The 15,383-nt window shown below is 63.9% G+C and carries 14 protein-coding genes; 8 read left to right on the top strand and 6 right to left on the bottom strand.

What is annotated here, in order from left to right; all coding sequences use genetic code 11:
• Positions 1–41: 41 nt before the first annotated feature.
• Both ACN9MY_RS25970 and ACN9MY_RS25965 read left to right on the top strand, forming a co-directional pair.
• On the top strand, positions 42–497 hold the full coding sequence (locus ACN9MY_RS25970; RefSeq protein WP_426164228.1) for a hypothetical protein: 456 nt from the start codon (positions 42–44) through the stop codon (positions 495–497).
• 44 nt (positions 498–541) lie between these two features.
• A complete protein-coding gene (locus tag ACN9MY_RS25965; protein WP_426164226.1) occupies positions 542–823 on the top strand; it encodes a hypothetical protein in 282 nt (93 codons plus the stop codon).
• Here ACN9MY_RS25965 and ACN9MY_RS25960 read toward each other — a convergent pair.
• Positions 807–1,445 (bottom strand): hypothetical protein, encoded by a 639-nt coding sequence (locus ACN9MY_RS25960; RefSeq protein WP_426319082.1) that lies wholly within the window; start codon positions 1,443–1,445, stop codon positions 807–809. The genes ACN9MY_RS25965 and ACN9MY_RS25960 overlap by 17 nt on opposite strands.
• 51 nt (positions 1,446–1,496) lie before the next feature.
• On the opposite strand from ACN9MY_RS25960, the gene ACN9MY_RS25955 reads away from it, so the two are divergent.
• On the top strand, positions 1,497–1,820 hold the full coding sequence (locus ACN9MY_RS25955; RefSeq protein ID WP_426164222.1) for a hypothetical protein: 324 nt from the start codon (positions 1,497–1,499) through the stop codon (positions 1,818–1,820).
• On the opposite strand, the gene ACN9MY_RS25950 is transcribed toward ACN9MY_RS25955, so the two are convergent.
• Positions 1,817–3,889, bottom strand: a complete 2,073-nt coding sequence (locus ACN9MY_RS25950; RefSeq protein WP_426164220.1) for a GGDEF domain-containing protein — start codon at positions 3,887–3,889, stop codon at positions 1,817–1,819. The genes ACN9MY_RS25955 and ACN9MY_RS25950 overlap by 4 nt on opposite strands.
• A gap of 279 nt (positions 3,890–4,168) precedes the next feature.
• Here ACN9MY_RS25950 and ACN9MY_RS25945 point away from each other — a divergent pair, with 279 nt between their 5' ends.
• Both ACN9MY_RS25945 and ACN9MY_RS25940 read left to right on the top strand, forming a co-directional pair.
• The gene (locus ACN9MY_RS25945) at positions 4,169–5,044 is read left to right on the top strand and encodes an ABC transporter ATP-binding protein (protein WP_426319081.1); all 876 of its coding nucleotides are present in this window, start codon (positions 4,169–4,171) and stop codon (positions 5,042–5,044) included.
• A complete protein-coding gene (locus tag ACN9MY_RS25940) occupies positions 5,041–6,591 on the top strand; it encodes a hypothetical protein (protein ID WP_426319080.1) in 1,551 nt (516 codons plus the stop codon). Before ACN9MY_RS25945 ends, ACN9MY_RS25940 begins: the two co-directional genes overlap by 4 nt.
• Here the strand turns inward: ACN9MY_RS25940 and ACN9MY_RS25935 are convergent.
• The 4 genes from ACN9MY_RS25935 to phaP form a co-directional block, all read right to left on the bottom strand.
• The gene (locus ACN9MY_RS25935) at positions 6,588–8,456 is read right to left on the bottom strand and encodes a methyl-accepting chemotaxis protein (RefSeq protein ID WP_426319079.1); all 1,869 of its coding nucleotides are present in this window, start codon (positions 8,454–8,456) and stop codon (positions 6,588–6,590) included. The two genes, ACN9MY_RS25940 and ACN9MY_RS25935, sit on opposite strands and share 4 nt — an antisense overlap.
• 77 nt (positions 8,457–8,533) lie before the next feature.
• Positions 8,534–10,321 carry an ABC transporter ATP-binding protein gene (locus tag ACN9MY_RS25930; protein WP_426319078.1) on the bottom strand — a complete coding sequence of 596 codons (1,788 nt, stop codon included), beginning with the start codon at positions 10,319–10,321 and terminating at the stop codon, positions 8,534–8,536.
• The gene (locus tag ACN9MY_RS25925; protein ID WP_426336343.1) at positions 10,308–12,059 is read right to left on the bottom strand and encodes an ABC transporter ATP-binding protein; all 1,752 of its coding nucleotides are present in this window, start codon (positions 12,057–12,059) and stop codon (positions 10,308–10,310) included. Before ACN9MY_RS25925 ends, ACN9MY_RS25930 begins: the two co-directional genes overlap by 14 nt.
• A gap of 144 nt (positions 12,060–12,203) precedes the next feature.
• Complete coding sequence (gene phaP / locus ACN9MY_RS25920) at positions 12,204–12,824, bottom strand: TIGR01841 family phasin (protein WP_426319076.1); 621 nt, start codon at positions 12,822–12,824, stop codon at positions 12,204–12,206.
• A 174-nt stretch (positions 12,825–12,998) separates the two neighbouring features.
• On the opposite strand from phaP, the gene ACN9MY_RS25915 reads away from it, so the two are divergent.
• The 3 genes from ACN9MY_RS25915 to ACN9MY_RS25905 are packed head-to-tail and all read left to right on the top strand — an operon-like array spanning position 12,999 to position 15,359.
• Positions 12,999–14,300 (top strand): amidohydrolase family protein, encoded by a 1,302-nt coding sequence (locus ACN9MY_RS25915; protein ID WP_426319075.1) that lies wholly within the window; start codon positions 12,999–13,001, stop codon positions 14,298–14,300.
• Positions 14,301–14,334: 34 nt separating this feature from the next.
• Positions 14,335–14,856 carry a GNAT family N-acetyltransferase gene (locus tag ACN9MY_RS25910; protein ID WP_057259917.1) on the top strand — a complete coding sequence of 174 codons (522 nt, stop codon included), beginning with the start codon at positions 14,335–14,337 and terminating at the stop codon, positions 14,854–14,856.
• Entirely contained in the window at positions 14,853–15,359 is a 507-nt protein-coding gene (locus tag ACN9MY_RS25905; protein ID WP_426164203.1) for a GNAT family N-acetyltransferase, read from the top strand. Before ACN9MY_RS25910 ends, ACN9MY_RS25905 begins: the two co-directional genes overlap by 4 nt.
• Positions 15,360–15,383: the final 24 nt, after the last annotated feature.

Raw genomic sequence — 15,383 nt, 5'->3', positions numbered from 1 at the left:
GCGAGGTAGAATCGGACGAATATAGCCGGGGAGAAACATCAATGGGTGTACAGTTTGGCCAGGACTTGCCGCTCCAGCGGCCCGATGAAACGGATAGCCGTGCGGCCATTTTCGTCCCGACCGCCAATATCAAGGAAGATATCCTGTCCGCTGTCCGCAAGGGCGCGGCGGTCGTCGGCTTCGGCAATCACGACCATACCTTGACCATCTATTACGAAAGCAACCGCTTCAACGAGCCAACCCTGGCCAAGTGGGAGCAGAAGGCGCGCAAGGCTTACGACCGCCTGCGCGACAACCTGCCCACCACCTCCAAGATGGTGTGCAAGCTGGATAACTTCGAGCAGATCGGTTACATCAGCAACAAGGGCATCACCATCCGCCGCCGAGCCAGCCTGGATCGCTGGCTCGAGTTTTCAGACGCCCAGGATTCCGCACCGGAAGGCGATAACGTCGCCTTCGCTCCGCCACCGCCGCCCAAAAAGATCGTCGCCGATTAAGACTCGGTGCTACCATCAGCCCAAAGCCAAACATTGGAGGGCAGATGCAGGTAAATCTTTTAGCTGCAGGTGGCGTTTTCCTGTTGGTGTTGCTGGCATCCAACGCTATCCGGCGTTCCTTCATGCGCCATGTGCAAGCGCGCGGCGCCGACCTGCCGGCTGCCGACACGGCCGGCTGGCTGCTGTTCTTCGGGCTGGCTTTCCTGGCCGCCGCCGTGCTCGGGGTGCTGAACCTTTCCAAGTTCCTCAACCTGGCGTTTTGCAGCACCTTGCTGGTGTTCGGCGTGGCGGCGCTGGTCGGCGCCTTCGTCATCGGTCGCCGTTAGCATCTTCCTGCCACGCCACCGGGATGTGGCGGATCTCGTTGCCATTCCACGCGGTGACCAGCCCTTCCACGCGTTTTCCGTCGACCTTCAGCGCTGCCACGTGATAGCGGTAGTCGGGCCCGAACTGGCGTTCGGCCGCGCGCCTTGCGCGTTCCGCGGCATCGCCATGCAGCAGTAGCGACAGTGCGACGCAGAGCATCAGCGACAGCGCGGCGCCGCTGGCGGCCGCCAGTCCCATGTGGCGCGCCTTGTGGCCGGCGGCGCGGCGCGCGGCAAGAACAGCGGGCGCGCCAAGGGTGCGGTACAGCCAGTGCAGCAGCAACAGCCAGGTTGCGCTGGTGACGAGGGAGGGGAGGATGCGCGGCTGCAGCCTGAGCTGGGTCAGGGTCAGGTCGACCGGCTGCATCAGGGGCCAGGCCAGCATCATCACGCCCAGCGCGCACAGGGCAAAGGCGGCCCCCCAGCGCACCAGCGACGCCATGTGCAGGCTGCCGGACAGCAAGCCGATACCGGCTGCCGCACCGAGCAGGAAAAGGCCGGACCGGATGGCCAGCAGGTCGCAGGTGCCCAGCACCACCAGCACCATGCCCGCCCGCTTAAGGATGGGAATGTGCGCGTCCATTGGAGTATTCTAGCGTAACATTTTCACTATGCTGGAAGGAAAGGAGACACCATGAAAAGCATGATTGCCGTGCTGTTTGCAACGCTGGCGCTGGCCCTGGGCGGTTGCCAGAAACCGGAAGACAAGCGCATCGGTCCGGCGGAACAGGCCGGCCGCGAGATCGACAAGGCCGCCAGCGTGGCAGGCGAAAAGCTGGACCAGGCGGCCAGCAAGGCTGAAGAAAAACTGGGCCAGGCCGGCGAGAAATTGGACCAGGCGGCCCAGCAGGCTGGCGAAAAGCTGAACAAGGCCACCGAAAAAATCGGCGAAAAAGTCGAGCAGGCTGGCAAGGAAATGCAGGAGTCGGCCCGCGAGGCGCGCAAGGAAAAGAACTAGTTCCCTGATTTGCTCTTCAGCGGCACCACATTGGAAGGCGGCGGCTCGTCGGGCATGCCGCCCAACACCAGCGTCAGGTCGACAAAGCCGGCGCGCCAGGCCTGCTCCAGGTTCTGCTCGATGGCCTCCATCGAGGTCTGTTCGAAGTTGCTGAAGCCGCGCACCCCGTAGGCGCGGTTGCGGCCATGGGCCTTGGCCAGGTACAGCGCCATGTCCACCAGGTTGACCGCACGTTCCCAAGGCAGCGGCAGGCCGCCCGGCGCCAGCGGGAATGGCGCAAAGCCGACCGATACATTCACGTGGATCATGTGGTCCTGGAACGGCACCGGCTGCGACGACACGCAGCTCAGGATGCGGCGCGCGATTTCATCCACGCCGTTGCGCGGAATGGCCGGCAGGAAGGCCAGGAATTCCTCCCCACCCCAGCGCACGATCATGTCGGTCTCGCGCAGCGCGATGCGCAGGCTCTCGGCTATCATCTTCAGCACCGCGTCGCCGGCGGCGTGGCCGTAGGTGTCGTTGACGTGCTTGAAGTGGTCGACGTCCAGCAGGAAAAGGGCGCCGACGATGTCTTCACCGTTGGCGCCGCGCCGCTCCACCTGGTTATGCGTGCGCATGTATTCCTGGAAGTGGCGGCGGTTGTACAGCGCCGTGAGCGGATCGAGCGAGCTTTGCGCCTTCAACTCCAGGTTCTTCACCTCGAGCTGGGCGTTGGCCTGGCGTACCTTGCGATACAGCAGGCCGACAATCACGGCAGCCAGCGCGAACACCACCGCCAGCAGCCACCAGATGCGCTGCTGCAGGCGGCGCGCGGTCAGCTCCGCTCCCTTGGCCTGGTTTTCGTGCGATAGCTGTTCAATCTGGCGCTTCTTCTTTTCGGTGTCGTACTTTTCCTGCAGCTCCCACATGGTCTTCTTGCGCTGCGACTCGAACAATTCGTTCGAGATCTGGCGTTCGCGATGGTAGGCTTCCACCGCACCCTGGTAGTCGCCCACGCGTTCCAGCGCTTCGCCGTATTCGGTCAGGAGGGCTTGCAGCTCGGGCTTGTCGCCGGTCTTTTCGTAATAAGCCATGCCGAGCGCGAAGGACTTCTTTCCTTCCGCGACCTTGTTGGTTCCCATGTAGGCCTGGCCGGCATTGATGCGCGCCGTGGCTTCGTTGGCATCGTCGTTCGCATCGCGCGCGGCGGCCGAAGCTTCGTTGGCAAAACGCAGCGCGGCGGGGAAATCGTGCAGCTTCAGGTTGATATCGGACAGGTTCACCAGCGTGGTGGCGATCATGCGCTTGGCGCCGAGCTTGCGGGTCAGGTCCAGGTTGGCCAGCAGGGCGCGCATGCCGCGCTTGTATTGCTGCGTGTCGACCGCCAGGCCATATTCGGTGTTGTTGGCGATCGCCATGCGACCCGGCGAATTCAGGGTCTCCGACACTTCGAAGGTTTCGCCCAGCGTTTCCCACGCCTTGTCGTATTCGCGCACCTGGGTGTAGAACAGGGTGAGCGCATTGAGCGCGCTGGCCAGCGGTACCTTGTCGCTCTCGACCTTTTGCGCCAGCTCCACTGCCGACTGCAGGCGAATCAGGGCCACGGGATAATTGCCCTGTTCAGCGTAGCTTTGGCCGGCAGTGATGGTCGACTGCACGCGCAGCAACATGTCGTTGGTGTCGCTGGCCAGCTTTTCCGCTTCGAACGCCAGTTCGTGCGACACCTGGCGCTCGTTCATCGCCGAGCGCACGTAGGCCTTGGTCAGCAAGCCCTTGGCGATGATGATCTTGTTGTCCTGGGCACGGCCGAAGTCATGCAGTTCTTCGGCCAGCGCGAGCGCCACGTCATGCTTGCCCAGGCTGCGGTGGGTCAGGCTGAGCTGGGCCAGGAATTCGGCGCGGGTCAGGGGCGGGGCGGAGCGCGCCACCGGTTCCATCTGCTGCAACTGGACCAGGGCCTTTTCGGGAACGAAACGCACCAGTTCGCGGATCTGCGCGATTTCGCTGTCGAGGGGCGACTGGGCAAATGCAAGGCAGGGCGCAAGCAGGCAGGCGCCCGCCAGCGTTCGGAGGCGCTTGGAAATCGTCAAAACCGGAAAGCCTGGCAACTTGAGTCCTTGGGGTCGCATGAGCAGCGTGTGCGGTTCATTATATGCCTGTTGCAAGCGGGAAATCCGCAATGCCACTCACTATTTGCATGATAGACGCCCCAACTGTGGGGAAAATGCAAGTGGAATTTCCACTTGTGAAACTACTTGCCATCGCTTTCCGCCTGGCCCTCGATTTTTACCGTTCATCGCATTTCCTGCGCGGGCCCGCTGCGGGCTCGATAAAGTTTGCTTCAACAACATACTTGAGGCGAAAACAAGATGCTCGAATTGCGCAATGTCAGCAAGGCCTTCCGCGAACTGAAAGCGGTGGAGGACGTTTCCCTGAAACTTGGTAGTGGTGTAGTCGGGCTTGTTGGTCACAATGGCGCCGGCAAGACCACTTTGATGCAATTGGTCGCCACGCTGTCGCGGCCGACTGCCGGCAGCATCCTGTTCGATGGCCAGGACATTGTGCGCAATCCGGATGCGATGCGGCGCCGCCTTGGCTTCCTGCCGCAGGAGTTCGGGGTCTATCCGAACCTGAGCGCGCTGGAGTGCATGCAGTATTTCGCTGCGCTGAAGGGCGTGCGCGATCCCGCCCGCATTCGCCACCTGCTGGAACTGGTGAACCTGTCCGAGCATGCGCGGCGGCCGGCGGCATCGTTCTCGGGCGGCATGCGGCGCCGCCTGGGGATCGCCCAGGCGCTGCTGAACGATCCCGATATCCTGATCGTGGATGAACCGACAGCGGGCCTGGACCCGGAAGAGCGCCTGCGCTTCCGCCGCCTGTTGTCCGAACTGGGTTTTGGCAAGCTTGTGATCGTGTCGACTCATATCGTGCCGGATGTGGAGAGCATCGCAGGCCAACTGGCCATCATGCGCAAGGGCCGCTTGCTGGCGCTGGAAACGCCGGACGCCATCCTGCAGCGGGCGCGCGGCCAGGTGTGGCAGGCCAGCGTCGATGCCGCCGATTACGATGCGCTGCGCAGCCGCTTCCATGTGCTGCAGGCGCAACGCCAGGGCCCGCAGGTGCAGCTGCGCGTGGCGCATCCGGGACAGCCGTTTGCGGGCGCGCATGCGGTCGAGCCGAGCCTGGAAGAAGCGCTGATGGCGCAACGCTATGCGCTGTCGGAACCGGTTGCGGAGGCAGCATGAATGCAATCGGTGTCATGGCGCTCAATGAGGTGCGCTTGCGGCTGCGCCGGCGGTCCACGCTGGTGGCGCTGCTGGCGGCGATGGCCCTGTGCTGGCTCGGCATTTCCGATCCGGCCGATGGCATCACGATGATGATGATCGACCGAAAGCGTGTGCTGTACACCAGCCAGGCGCTGGCCTTTGGCAGTGCCCATATCGCCGGTATGCTGCTCGGACTGGCAGGCTTCTACCTGGTGCGCGGTCGCGTTGCAGACGACCTGCAAAGCGGCATGGGCGCAGTGATCGGCGCAACAGGCGCCAGCAATGCCTTGCTGGTTGCCGGGCGCTGGCTGGGCGGCGTGGCGTACCTGGTGCTGTTCGTGTTTGCCTACCTTGCTTCCACCCTGGCGCTGCATGCCTTGCGCGGCGAAGGGCCGATCGAAGTGCTGGTCTACCTGCAAACCTATCTGCTGATGCTGCTGCCGATCGTCAGCTACGCGGCCGCCTGCGCAGTCCTGTTCGACAATATCGGGCCGTTGCTGGGCAAGCGTGGCGACGTATTGTTCTTCTTCCTGTGGTGCATGCAGTTCGGCGCGCTGGTTGGCGTGACCGAGAGCCCGGGAGCGCTGTGGCCGATGTTTCTCGATTTCTCGGGGCTGTCGGTGGCCGTGACGACACTGCGCGAACATTTCGCGACGACATCCTTTGTCCTCGGCCGGAGTGCTTTCGATCCGGCTGAAGCGACGCTGGTCTTTCCGGCGACCTTGTGGACACTCAAAGCGTGGGGCATCCGTGCGGCGACGCTGTCGCTGTCCATGTTGCTGCTGGTGCCGGCAACCCTGTTCTTCCACCGTTATTCGCCGGACCGGGTGCGGCCACGATCGGCGCGCGGCAACCGCCTGCTGGCGCTGGCCGACCGTGCGCTGCGCCCGGTGGCGGTGGTGCTGCGGCCCTTGCCGGGACTGGCGATGCTAGTGCCGGGCTTTGCTGGCGAAGTACTGGCGGAAGTGGCGCTTGTGCTGTCCATGTCGCCTTCCGCAGCGCTGGTTCTTGCTGCGGGCGCCGTGGCGGCAGCGCTGGCGGCGCCCGAGGTTCTGCCGGGCGTGATGATTGCCGGCGTGGCGGGGTGGGGCATGATTGTGTGCGGCATCGCGCCGCGCGATTGGCAGAGTGGGGCGGATGCGATGACCGCGGCGCTGCCCGGTGGCTCGGGCCGGCGCTACCTGCGGCAGTGGGCGGCCAGCCTGCTGCTCGCCCTGCCGCTCGCCATCGTGGCCCTGCGCTGGTCGCTCGAAGCTCCGCTGCGCGCTGTTGCTGCAGTTTCCGGCGTGCTGGCGCTGGCATCTGCCGCCAGCCTGCTGGGTGGCTTGACGCGCGGGTCGCGGCTGTTCCTGGCGTTGTTCCTGTTCACCTGGTATATCGCGCTCAATACGCCGAAAGAAGCCGCGCTGGACCTGGTCGGCTTCAATGGCTCCGCAAACACAGCGACCGTGGCTGCATGGGCGATCGCGGGCTGCCTCGCGTGGGCCGCGGGATTCGTGCACGCCAGCCGCTTGCGCAGCGCTTAGAACTCTTCCCAGCCTTCGCTTGCCGGCGCCGTATTGCGCGCCGTAGTGCGCCGGGATCGCTCCGGATCGCCGGCGCGGGGCGGCGCCGCGCCGGCAGCGTTGCGGCCGGAGGCCCTGGCTGTGGCGCGGGGTGCCGCCACGTTTGCCGGCACCTTGGCCGCCAGCGCGACCCCGGTGCGCGCTTTGGCGGCTACGGCGCCGCCCTTCAGCCGGAAGATGCTGACCGCCTGCGCCAGTGCCTGGGCTTGCTCCTGCAAGCTCTCCGCCGCGGCAGCAGCTTGCTCGACCAGCGCCGCATTTTGCTGCGTCATCGCATCCATCTGTCCTATCGCCTGGTTCACTTCACCGATGCCGCTGCCCTGCTGCTGGCTGGCGCTGGTAATTTCCCCCATGATGCCGGCAACCTTGTGCACCGAAGCGACGATGCGCTGCATGGTATCGCCGGCTGCATCGACCAGCCGTCCGCCTTCTTCCACACGCGACACCGAAGTGCCGATCAATTCCTTGATTTCCCTGGCCGCGGCCGCACTGCGCTGCGCCAGGTTGCGCACTTCCGACGCCACCACTGCAAAGCCGCGCCCTTGTTCGCCCGCCCTTGCAGCTTCCACTGCCGCATTCAGCGCCAGGATATTGGTCTGGAACGCGATGCCATCGATCACGCCGATGATGTCGCTGATGCGCGCCGAACTATCCTTGATCGCGCCCATGGTGGCAACCACCTGCGAGACGACGTCGCCGCCTTGCTCGGCCACCTGCGCCGCATCGGCTGCCAGATGGTTGGCCTGCTGTGCGTTGCTGGCGTTCTGCTGCACGGTGTCGGTCAGGTTCTCCATCGCGCTGGCCGTTTCTTCCAGCGAGGAAGCCTGCGTCTCGGTGCGGGCCGACAGGTCGGCGTTGCCTTTGGCGATCTCGCCGGTGGCTACTGTCATCTGGTCGGTGCTGCTGCGGATATTGCCGATCATTTCCGCCAGGCCTTTGTTGATGTGCTCCATCGCTTGCAGCAGCTGGCCGATTTCGTCGCTGCGGCTGGAGTCGATGTCCCGGCTCAAATCCCCGCCTGCAATGCATTCGGCGGTATCGATCGCCTGTTGCAGGCCCGAGCGGATGTAGCGGTAAGCGAACAGCAGGCATGCCACGGCTGCGATGACCGACATGGCTTGCAGCGCCTGCGCCAGGCGTTGGGCGCGTTCGAAGGCGGTGCTGGCTGCCGCTACTTCGGCGCTGGTGCGTTCGTCAAGCAGGGCCAGGAACTCATTCACCGGCTGCATGATCCTGGCCTTGTTCTGGTGGTAGGCCTTGTCATGCATGATGCGGCGGGCCATCTCCGGATCGGGCGGGCCTTCGCGCGTGAAGCCGCCCTTGCCGTCATCGAACTTGCCCTTGACCGCGTTCATCGCGATCACCTCGGTGTGAACCAGCTCGTTGGAGTTGGCTTCCGCTTCCTTCAGCTTGGCGAATTCCTGGCCGGTGAAGCCGGCGCGTTTCATCAGCTCCGACAAGGCGATGGCCTGGCCGGAGGAGGGCGGCACCGGCGTACCTGCGGCGACGAAGTCCCAATAGATGCGTTCATAGTTTTTCGGGCGCGGCTTCTGGCCGTTGCGGATGGCCAGTATGTCCATGTACTGCTGCTCGTAAGCCGCCTCGCCCGACACCACATAGGTGCGCGCCAGGCGGGTCAGGTCGTCCGAACTTTGCCGCAATTCGTCGGCAAGCAGATAGGACTGGTAGCGCGAATCGGCGGCCTGCTTGGCTTCCGCGCCTTTGCTGGAGACACGGAGCAATGCCAGCATGGTCAGTGTTGCCAGCGCGACCGTAATGGCAAAAAACGCCAGGAAGATACGTTTGATGGATAGGTTCTTTTGCATGGCGCTGTCCCCCCTCTGGAGGACAGCATACCCCGACTACCAGGCAACTAGTAATTCTTATCGTGCGGAAACGAGATTCAGGCGGCGAGCTGTTGCAAAAGGTAAAGGCGCTGGTACAAGCCGTTGTCAATCTGCATGAGATCCTCGTGCGGCCCCTGTTCCACGATGCGTCCGTGGTTCAGCACGATGATGCGGTCCGCCTCGCGGATGGTGGACAGGCGGTGCGCGATGGCGATGATGGTGACCTGGCCGCGCAGTTCCTTGAGCGCCACCTGCACGATCTGTTCGGTGTGCGAATCGATGCGCGAGGTGGCTTCGTCAAGCAGCAGGATGCGCGGCTTGCCCGCCAGTGCGCGCGCAATGGCAATGAGCTGCTTCTGGCCGGAGGACAGGCGCGAGCCGCCTTCGCCCAGCACGGTTTCGTAGCCGTCTTCCATCGCCATGATGAAGTCGTGGCAGTGCGCCGCACGCGCCGCGGCCTCGATTTCCTGCCGCGGCAGGCCGCGGCCCATGTCGATATTTTCGCGAGCGGAAGCGGCCAGCAGGAAGGGATCTTGCGGCACCAGTCCCACGTCGGCGCGGAACTGCTCGTTGTCGATTTCATCGAGCAGCATGCCATTCATGCGGATGCTGCCGTGCGGGGCGGGGTAGTAGCGCAGCAGCAGCGACAGCAGGGTCGACTTGCCGCTGCCGGTGTGGCCGACGATGCCGAAGAAGGCGCCTTGCGGAATCTCCAGCGACAACTGGTGCAGCACCCGCTGGCCTTCGATGTATTCGAAATCCAGCGCGCGGATATCGATGGCGGGGGCGCCGTCATCGTTGGCGGCGTGGCGCACATGGGAGCCGGCAGCGCTGCGATGTTCCGGCGCGCTCTGTTCGCCGAGCAGGATCGCTACGCGCGATGTCGCCACCACCGATTGCTGCAACTGGCTGAACTGCATGGTGATCTGGATCAGCGGCTCGATGACGCGCGCGATGTAGTTGATGAAGGCATACAGCACACCCACTTCCGCCGCGCTCATGTCGCGCTGGCCGAACATGAAGATCACGGACGCCAGTAGCAGGATGTTCAGCATGTCGAGCGCGGGACGCAGCAGCCAGGCGTTGGCGCGGATCTCGGCCAGGCGCTGCGTGTAGTGTTCCGCGTTGGTTTGCGCGAAGCGTTCGCCGAAGCGCTGCTCCGCATTATTCGCCTGCAGTACGGTCATGCCGCCGATGGATTCGGCGATCTGCGCATTGATGTCGCTGCGCAGCTGGCGGGCGCGGGTCACGGCCGGAGCGCTCAGGCGCTGGTAAGCCCACACGATCACCAGCACGAAAGGCAGCAGCGCGACCACGAGGGTCATCAGGCGCCAATCCAGCCAAGCCATGGCGGCTACCGTGCCGGCCAGGACGATGGTGCTGTCCAGGATCACGAACAGGACCTGGATGTAGAGGCCTTTCACGGCCTCGGTATCGTTGGTCACGCGCGACACCAGTTGGCCGGTGATGGCGCGATCGAAAAAGGCCATCGGCAGCCGCAGCACGTGGCTGTAGACGCGCTCGCGCAGCCGCTGCACTGAACGCATGGCGACGCCGGACAGGCGGGCCAGCTGCAGGTAGCGCACCCAGGTGGCGATCCAGCCGGTCAGCAGCACGCCGCCCAGCAGCAGGGCCATGCGGGTCCAGTCCAGGTGCCTTGGCAGCAGGTGTTCGTCGATCAGGCGCTTGCCCAGCAGGGGACCCAGCACTTCCATGCCGGCTGCAAAGGCCAGCCACAGCACGGCCCAGCCGAGATGGTGCAGATCCGGACCGGAAGCTTCTTTCAGGAGGCCGACGGCCTGGCGCGTCTGTTCGCGCGCGCTTGTTTTGTCAGGCTGCGTCAAGGCTGGCCTCCAGTTGTTGGTAGCGCCACTGGCTGGCGTACCAGCCGTTCAGCGCAAGCAATTCTTCATGCGTGCCTGATTCGGTGATGCGGCCATGCTGCAGCACCACGATCTGGTCCGCATCGACCACGGCGCTCAGGCGGTGGCTGGCGATGATGGCGCAACGGCTGGCGTGGGCGCGGCGCAGTTCTTCGAGGTGCTCGAGGATGGCGGTTTCGGTGCCGGTGTCCACTGCGGACAAGGCATCGTCCAGCTGCAGCAAATCGTTGTCCGAGAGCAGGGCGCGCGCGATTGCAACACGCTGGCGCTGGCCGCCGGACAAGGTGATGCCCTTCTCGCCGACTTCGGTCTCGTACTTGTGCGGGAACAGCAGGATGTCGTCGTGGATCGCAGCCAGGCCGGCTGCGCGCTCGACTTCCGCACGCGTGGCGCCGGGCTTGGCCAGCGCGATATTGTCGGCAATCGAAGCCGAGAACAGGAACGACTCCTGCGGCACCCAGCTGATGGCCGCGCGCAGCGCCTGCAGCGTGTACTGGTCCAGCGCGTGGCCGCTCCATCGCGCGCTGCCCTGCGTTGGCGTGACCTGGCGCAGCAGCACGCGCAGTAGGGTCGACTTGCCGGCGCCGGTCGGGCCGACCAGGCCGAGGGTCTGGCCCGGCTTCAAGGTCAGCGAGATATCGGACAGCGCCGGCTCGTGCTGGCCGGGATAGGCGAAGCCCACGCCGCGTAGTTCGAGGTTGCCGGGCGCAACATGCGGCAAGGTGCCATGGTCTTCGATGCTCAAGGGGGCATCGAGCATCGGCTGCAAGCGCGCATAGGCGGCGCGGCCACGCTCGATCAGCGACAGCACCCAGCCCGCCGCAAACATCGGCCAGATCAACTGGCCAAGGTACATGCTGAAAGACGTCAGCTCGCCAATGCTTAATTCGCCGCGCCACACGAGAAAGCCGCCCAGGCCCAGCGACAGGCCGGTGGCCGCAGTAAGCGTCAAGCCGACAGCCGGCTCATACGCCGCTTCCCAGCGCTGCGCAGTCAGGCTGGCGTCGGCAGCGGCGCCAGCCAGTTCTTCAAAACGCTTGCTGCTGCGCTGTTCCAGTCCAAGCGCACGCAGGGTACGCACGCCGGACAGCGTTTCCTGCACATGATCATTCAAGGCACTGAAGCGCTTCAACGAATCGGCGGAAGCGGTATGGATATGCGACGAGATGCGCCAGAAAGCCCAGGCCATCAGCGGGAACGGAATCAGCGCGAACAAGGCCAGGCGCCAGTCGACGCCGACCAGCATCATGCCCAGCACCAGCAGCAGGGTGAGCGAACCGTCAAAACCGGCCAGCATTGCTTCGCCAGCCGCCATCTCGATCGCATCGATGTCGTTGGTGGCCAGGGCCATCAGGTCGCCGGTGCGCTGCTTCTGGAAGAATTGCGGACCTTGCAGCGACAAGCGGCGGTAGAAGCGCGTGCGCAGCTCAACGCCCAATTGATAAGCGGCCGAAAACAGCTTCATGCGCCAGGCGACGCGCAAGCCATAATTTGCCACGCCCAGCAAGAGCAGCAGGCCGATCGCCTGCCACAAAGCCTCAGGCCCAAGCTTGCCCGCCGCCAGGCCATCAACCATATAGCCGATCTGGCGCGGAATACAGATACCGATGACGGCAACGCCGGTCAGCATGGCGCCGGCGGCTGCGTAAGGACGCCAATGGCTGCGGACGAAGCCACCGATCAGGCGCGATAAACTCATATGCTTACTAGAAAAATGCTGCCAAGAGCCTGCAAGGATACCTCAGGGCAGAATTTTTCGCCGAGCGCGCCAAGATGAAAGTCGGGGTCAGGTCTGGCAATCCGCCATTTTGGCGGATTGCCAGACCTGACCCCGACTTTTAATTTACTTGTGGGCTTTGGCGCCGTTGGCGTGGGCGGCCTTTGGGTCGGGGAAGCTGGCGGCTGGCTTGGCTGGCTTGGTGTCGGCTTTTGCTTCGGCTTTGGCTTCTGGCTTGCTTTCTGCTGCCTCGGGCTTGGCTTCGACCTTGGCGTCAGCTTTGGGGGATGGCTTGGCTTCGGTTTTGGCTGCCTTCGGTGCGGGGGCAGTGGCTGGTGCCGGAGCAGGGGCCGCCACTGGCGCTGGCGCAGCGATCGGTGCGGCCAGCTTGGGCACTTTCGCGGCCTGCTGGCCTGCCTCCTTCAATTGCTCCTGCGCTGCCTGGAACAGTTCCGCCTGGGTCTTGCTGGCAATGCTGAACAGCTCGCGGTTGTAGGCAAACAGGCCGTCGAGATTCGGCACGCGGGCAGTGCTCCTGGCGAAGAATTCTTGCGGGTCTTTCGCTTCCAGCAGCTCGCGCGCAGCGGCGGAACTTTTTTCGACGGAGGCCTTGGTGGTGCTCAGGTTGAGCGCAATCACCTTTTGCGCGCCTTCGAAGGCAGTGGTGGCGAAGTTGTTGAGGATTTTCAGCTGCGCTTCCAGCTGCGACTTGGTGGCTGCGGAAAATTGCTCGGGAATCGAAAACATATTTTCTCCTGGATCGATGGGAAATGGTGCGCTGCAATAAACCCATTCTAGCGACGAAATATGGTAATGGAAAGACATTTTTGCCGACTATTGAAGCAGAAGTTATGCAGTGCAACATTGCGTGCCCTGGCCAGCCTGCCTACAATCGGCCATCCTCACCTGTGGAGCTAAGCGATGGATCTTGTAATCCGCAATGCCAGTTTGCCCGATGGCCGCCAGGGCGTCGATATCGCCATCGCGCAGGGACGCATCGTCGATGTCGCTCCTGCTTTGCAAGCCAAGGGGGCTCGCGAGATCGATGCGGAAGGCGACCTGGTCACGCCGCCTTTCGTCGATGCGCATTTTCATCTGGACGCGACGCTAAGCTACGGCCTGCCGCGTGTGAACCGGTCGGGCACGCTGTTGGAAGGCATTGCGCTGTGGGGCGAGCTGAAGCCAGAACTGACGCAGGAAGCGCTGGTGGAGCGCGCCTTGCAGTATTGCGATTGGGCCGTGGCGCGCGGTTTGCTCGCCATTCGCAGCCACGTTGATGTGTGCGACGAGCGCTTGCTCGCCGTGGAAGCGCTGCTGGATGTGAAACGCCGCGTGGCTCCTTACCTTGACTTGCAACTGGTGGCTTTCCCGCAGGATGGCGTGCTGCGCTGCCCAGGTGCGCTGGATAACCTGAAGCGCGCAATTGCCATGGGCGTCGACGTGGTCGGCGGCATTCCGCATTTCGAACGCACCATGGCCGATGGCGCCGAGTCTGTGCGCGTGCTGTGCGAATTCGCGGCCGGGAAGGGCTTGCGCGTCGATATGCACTGCGATGAATCGGACGATCCGCTGTCGCGCCATATCGAAACCCTGGCCTTCCACACGCAGCGTCTTGGCTTGCAGGGCCGCGTGGCCGGCTCGCACCTGACGTCCATGCATTCGATGGACAACTACTACGCCAGCAAGCTCCTGCCGCTGATCCGTGAAGCCGGCGTGGCCGCCATCGCCAACCCGCTGATCAACATCACCTTGCAGGGGCGCCACGACAGCTATCCCAAGCGGCGCGGCATGACGCGTGTGCCGGAGCTGCTGGCGCACGGCATCGACGTCGCCTTCGGCCACGATTGCGTGATGGATCCGTGGTACAGCCTGGGCTCGGGCGACATGCTGGAAGTGGCCCACATGGGCTTGCACGTGGCGCAGATGACCGGGCAGGATGCAATGCGCGCCTGCTTTGCGGCGGTGACGGAAACACCGGCAAAGATCCTCGGCCTGGATGGCTACGGCCTGCAACCCGGCTGCCACGCCGACCTGGTGCTGCTCGATGCCCGGGATCCGGTGGAGGCAATCCGCCTGCGCGCTGCGCGGCGGCTGGTGCTGCGGCGCGGGCAGGTGGTGGCTGAATCGCCGCGGGCGGCGGCGCGCCTGGCCTTGCCGGGCCGGCCGCAGCAAGTCGATTTCCGCCTGTCCGGGCATGCTGGACTTGCAAGGGAAAATGCATGAAAATTCAGCATCATTCCTGCCGTTGGGAGCAGCTTTGAAAGACATCGTCATCCGCCCGGCTACTGAGGCCGATTTCGACTCCATGTGGACGATTTTCCAGGAGTTGATCGCCAGCGGTGATACTTATTATTTCGCCGCGGAGACCAGCCGCGACGACTGCCACGCGTACTGGTTCGGGCGCGGCATCAAGACCTGGGTGGCGGTGCTGAATACCGGCCGCCTGCTCGGCATGTACCGCCTGCTGCCCAACCAGCTCGACCGGGGTTCGCATGTGGCCAACGCTTCCTTCATGGTCAGCCCCGCTGCGCAAGGCGTGGGCATCGGCAAGATGCTGGGCCGCCATTGCCTGGAACAGGCGCGGCGCGATGGCTTCCTCGCCATGCAGTTCAATTATGTGGTCAGTACCAATGTTTCTGCCGTGCTGCTGTGGAAGCGGCTCGGCTTTTCAGTCATAGGCACGCTGCCGCGCGCCTATCGCCACAAGCAGCTCGGTTTTGTCGACGTGTATGTGATGTACAAGTTCCTGGCCGACCCCAACGATTGGCCGGAGCAATGATCGATACCAGACGACTGACCCTGCGTCCCGCAACTGTTGATGATGCTGCGTTCTACCTGCGCCTGGTGAACGAGCCTTCCTTCCTCGAAAACATTGGCGACAAGGGCGTGCGCGACCTTGAAGGCGCGCGCGCCGCCTTGCTCGCCGGCCCCGTCGCCATGCAGGCCCGGTTGGGCTATTCCTTGTGGATGGTGGTGCGCAAGGAAGATGGCGCCGCCATCGGCATGTGCGGCTTGATCAAGCGCGACACCTTGCCCGATACCGATATAGGCTATGCCTACCTGCCAGCCTATTGGGGCCAGGGCTATGCGTGGGAGGCGGCATCGGCGGCCATGGCCTACGGCCGCGATGTCGTTGGCTTGCCGCGCCTGCTAGGCATCGTGTCGCCCGGCAATACGGCGTCGTCAGCGTTGCTGATGAAGCTTGGCATGCACTTTGTCGAGCGGCTTGATGCGGGAAAGACGGATCTTTACCGCATGGAGTTTCCCCCGCGCCACAGCTAGGTTGTTGCGAAAACAGGTTTCTTG

Source organism: Pseudoduganella sp. R-31 (assembly GCF_049913235.1).
Lineage (GTDB): Bacteria > Pseudomonadota > Gammaproteobacteria > Burkholderiales > Burkholderiaceae_D > Rugamonas.
The sequence above is the reverse complement of the archived record's forward strand: the minus strand, read 5'-3'. Positions and strand labels throughout refer to the sequence as shown.

Bases quoted from the DNA above. Each gene is read 5' to 3' on its own strand.
- ACN9MY_RS25915 (WP_426319075.1), top strand. From the start codon at position 12,999: ATGGATCTTGTAATCCGCAATGCCAGTTTGCCCGATGGCCGCCAGGGC.
- ACN9MY_RS25940 (WP_426319080.1), top strand. From the start codon at position 5,041: ATGAATGCAATCGGTGTCATGGCGCTCAATGAGGTGCGCTTGCGGCTG.
- ACN9MY_RS25970 (WP_426164228.1), top strand. From the start codon at position 42: ATGGGTGTACAGTTTGGCCAGGACTTGCCGCTCCAGCGGCCCGATGAA.
- ACN9MY_RS25925 (WP_426336343.1), bottom strand. From the start codon at position 12,059: ATGAGTTTATCGCGCCTGATCGGTGGCTTCGTCCGCAGCCATTGGCGT.
- ACN9MY_RS25960 (WP_426319082.1), bottom strand. From the start codon at position 1,445: ATGGACGCGCACATTCCCATCCTTAAGCGGGCGGGCATGGTGCTGGTG.
- ACN9MY_RS25945 (WP_426319081.1), top strand. From the start codon at position 4,169: ATGCTCGAATTGCGCAATGTCAGCAAGGCCTTCCGCGAACTGAAAGCG.
- ACN9MY_RS25905 (WP_426164203.1), top strand. From the start codon at position 14,853: ATGATCGATACCAGACGACTGACCCTGCGTCCCGCAACTGTTGATGAT.
- ACN9MY_RS25935 (WP_426319079.1), bottom strand. From the start codon at position 8,456: ATGCAAAAGAACCTATCCATCAAACGTATCTTCCTGGCGTTTTTTGCC.
- ACN9MY_RS25955 (WP_426164222.1), top strand. From the start codon at position 1,497: ATGAAAAGCATGATTGCCGTGCTGTTTGCAACGCTGGCGCTGGCCCTG.
- phaP (WP_426319076.1), bottom strand. From the start codon at position 12,824: ATGTTTTCGATTCCCGAGCAATTTTCCGCAGCCACCAAGTCGCAGCTG.
- ACN9MY_RS25965 (WP_426164226.1), top strand. From the start codon at position 542: ATGCAGGTAAATCTTTTAGCTGCAGGTGGCGTTTTCCTGTTGGTGTTG.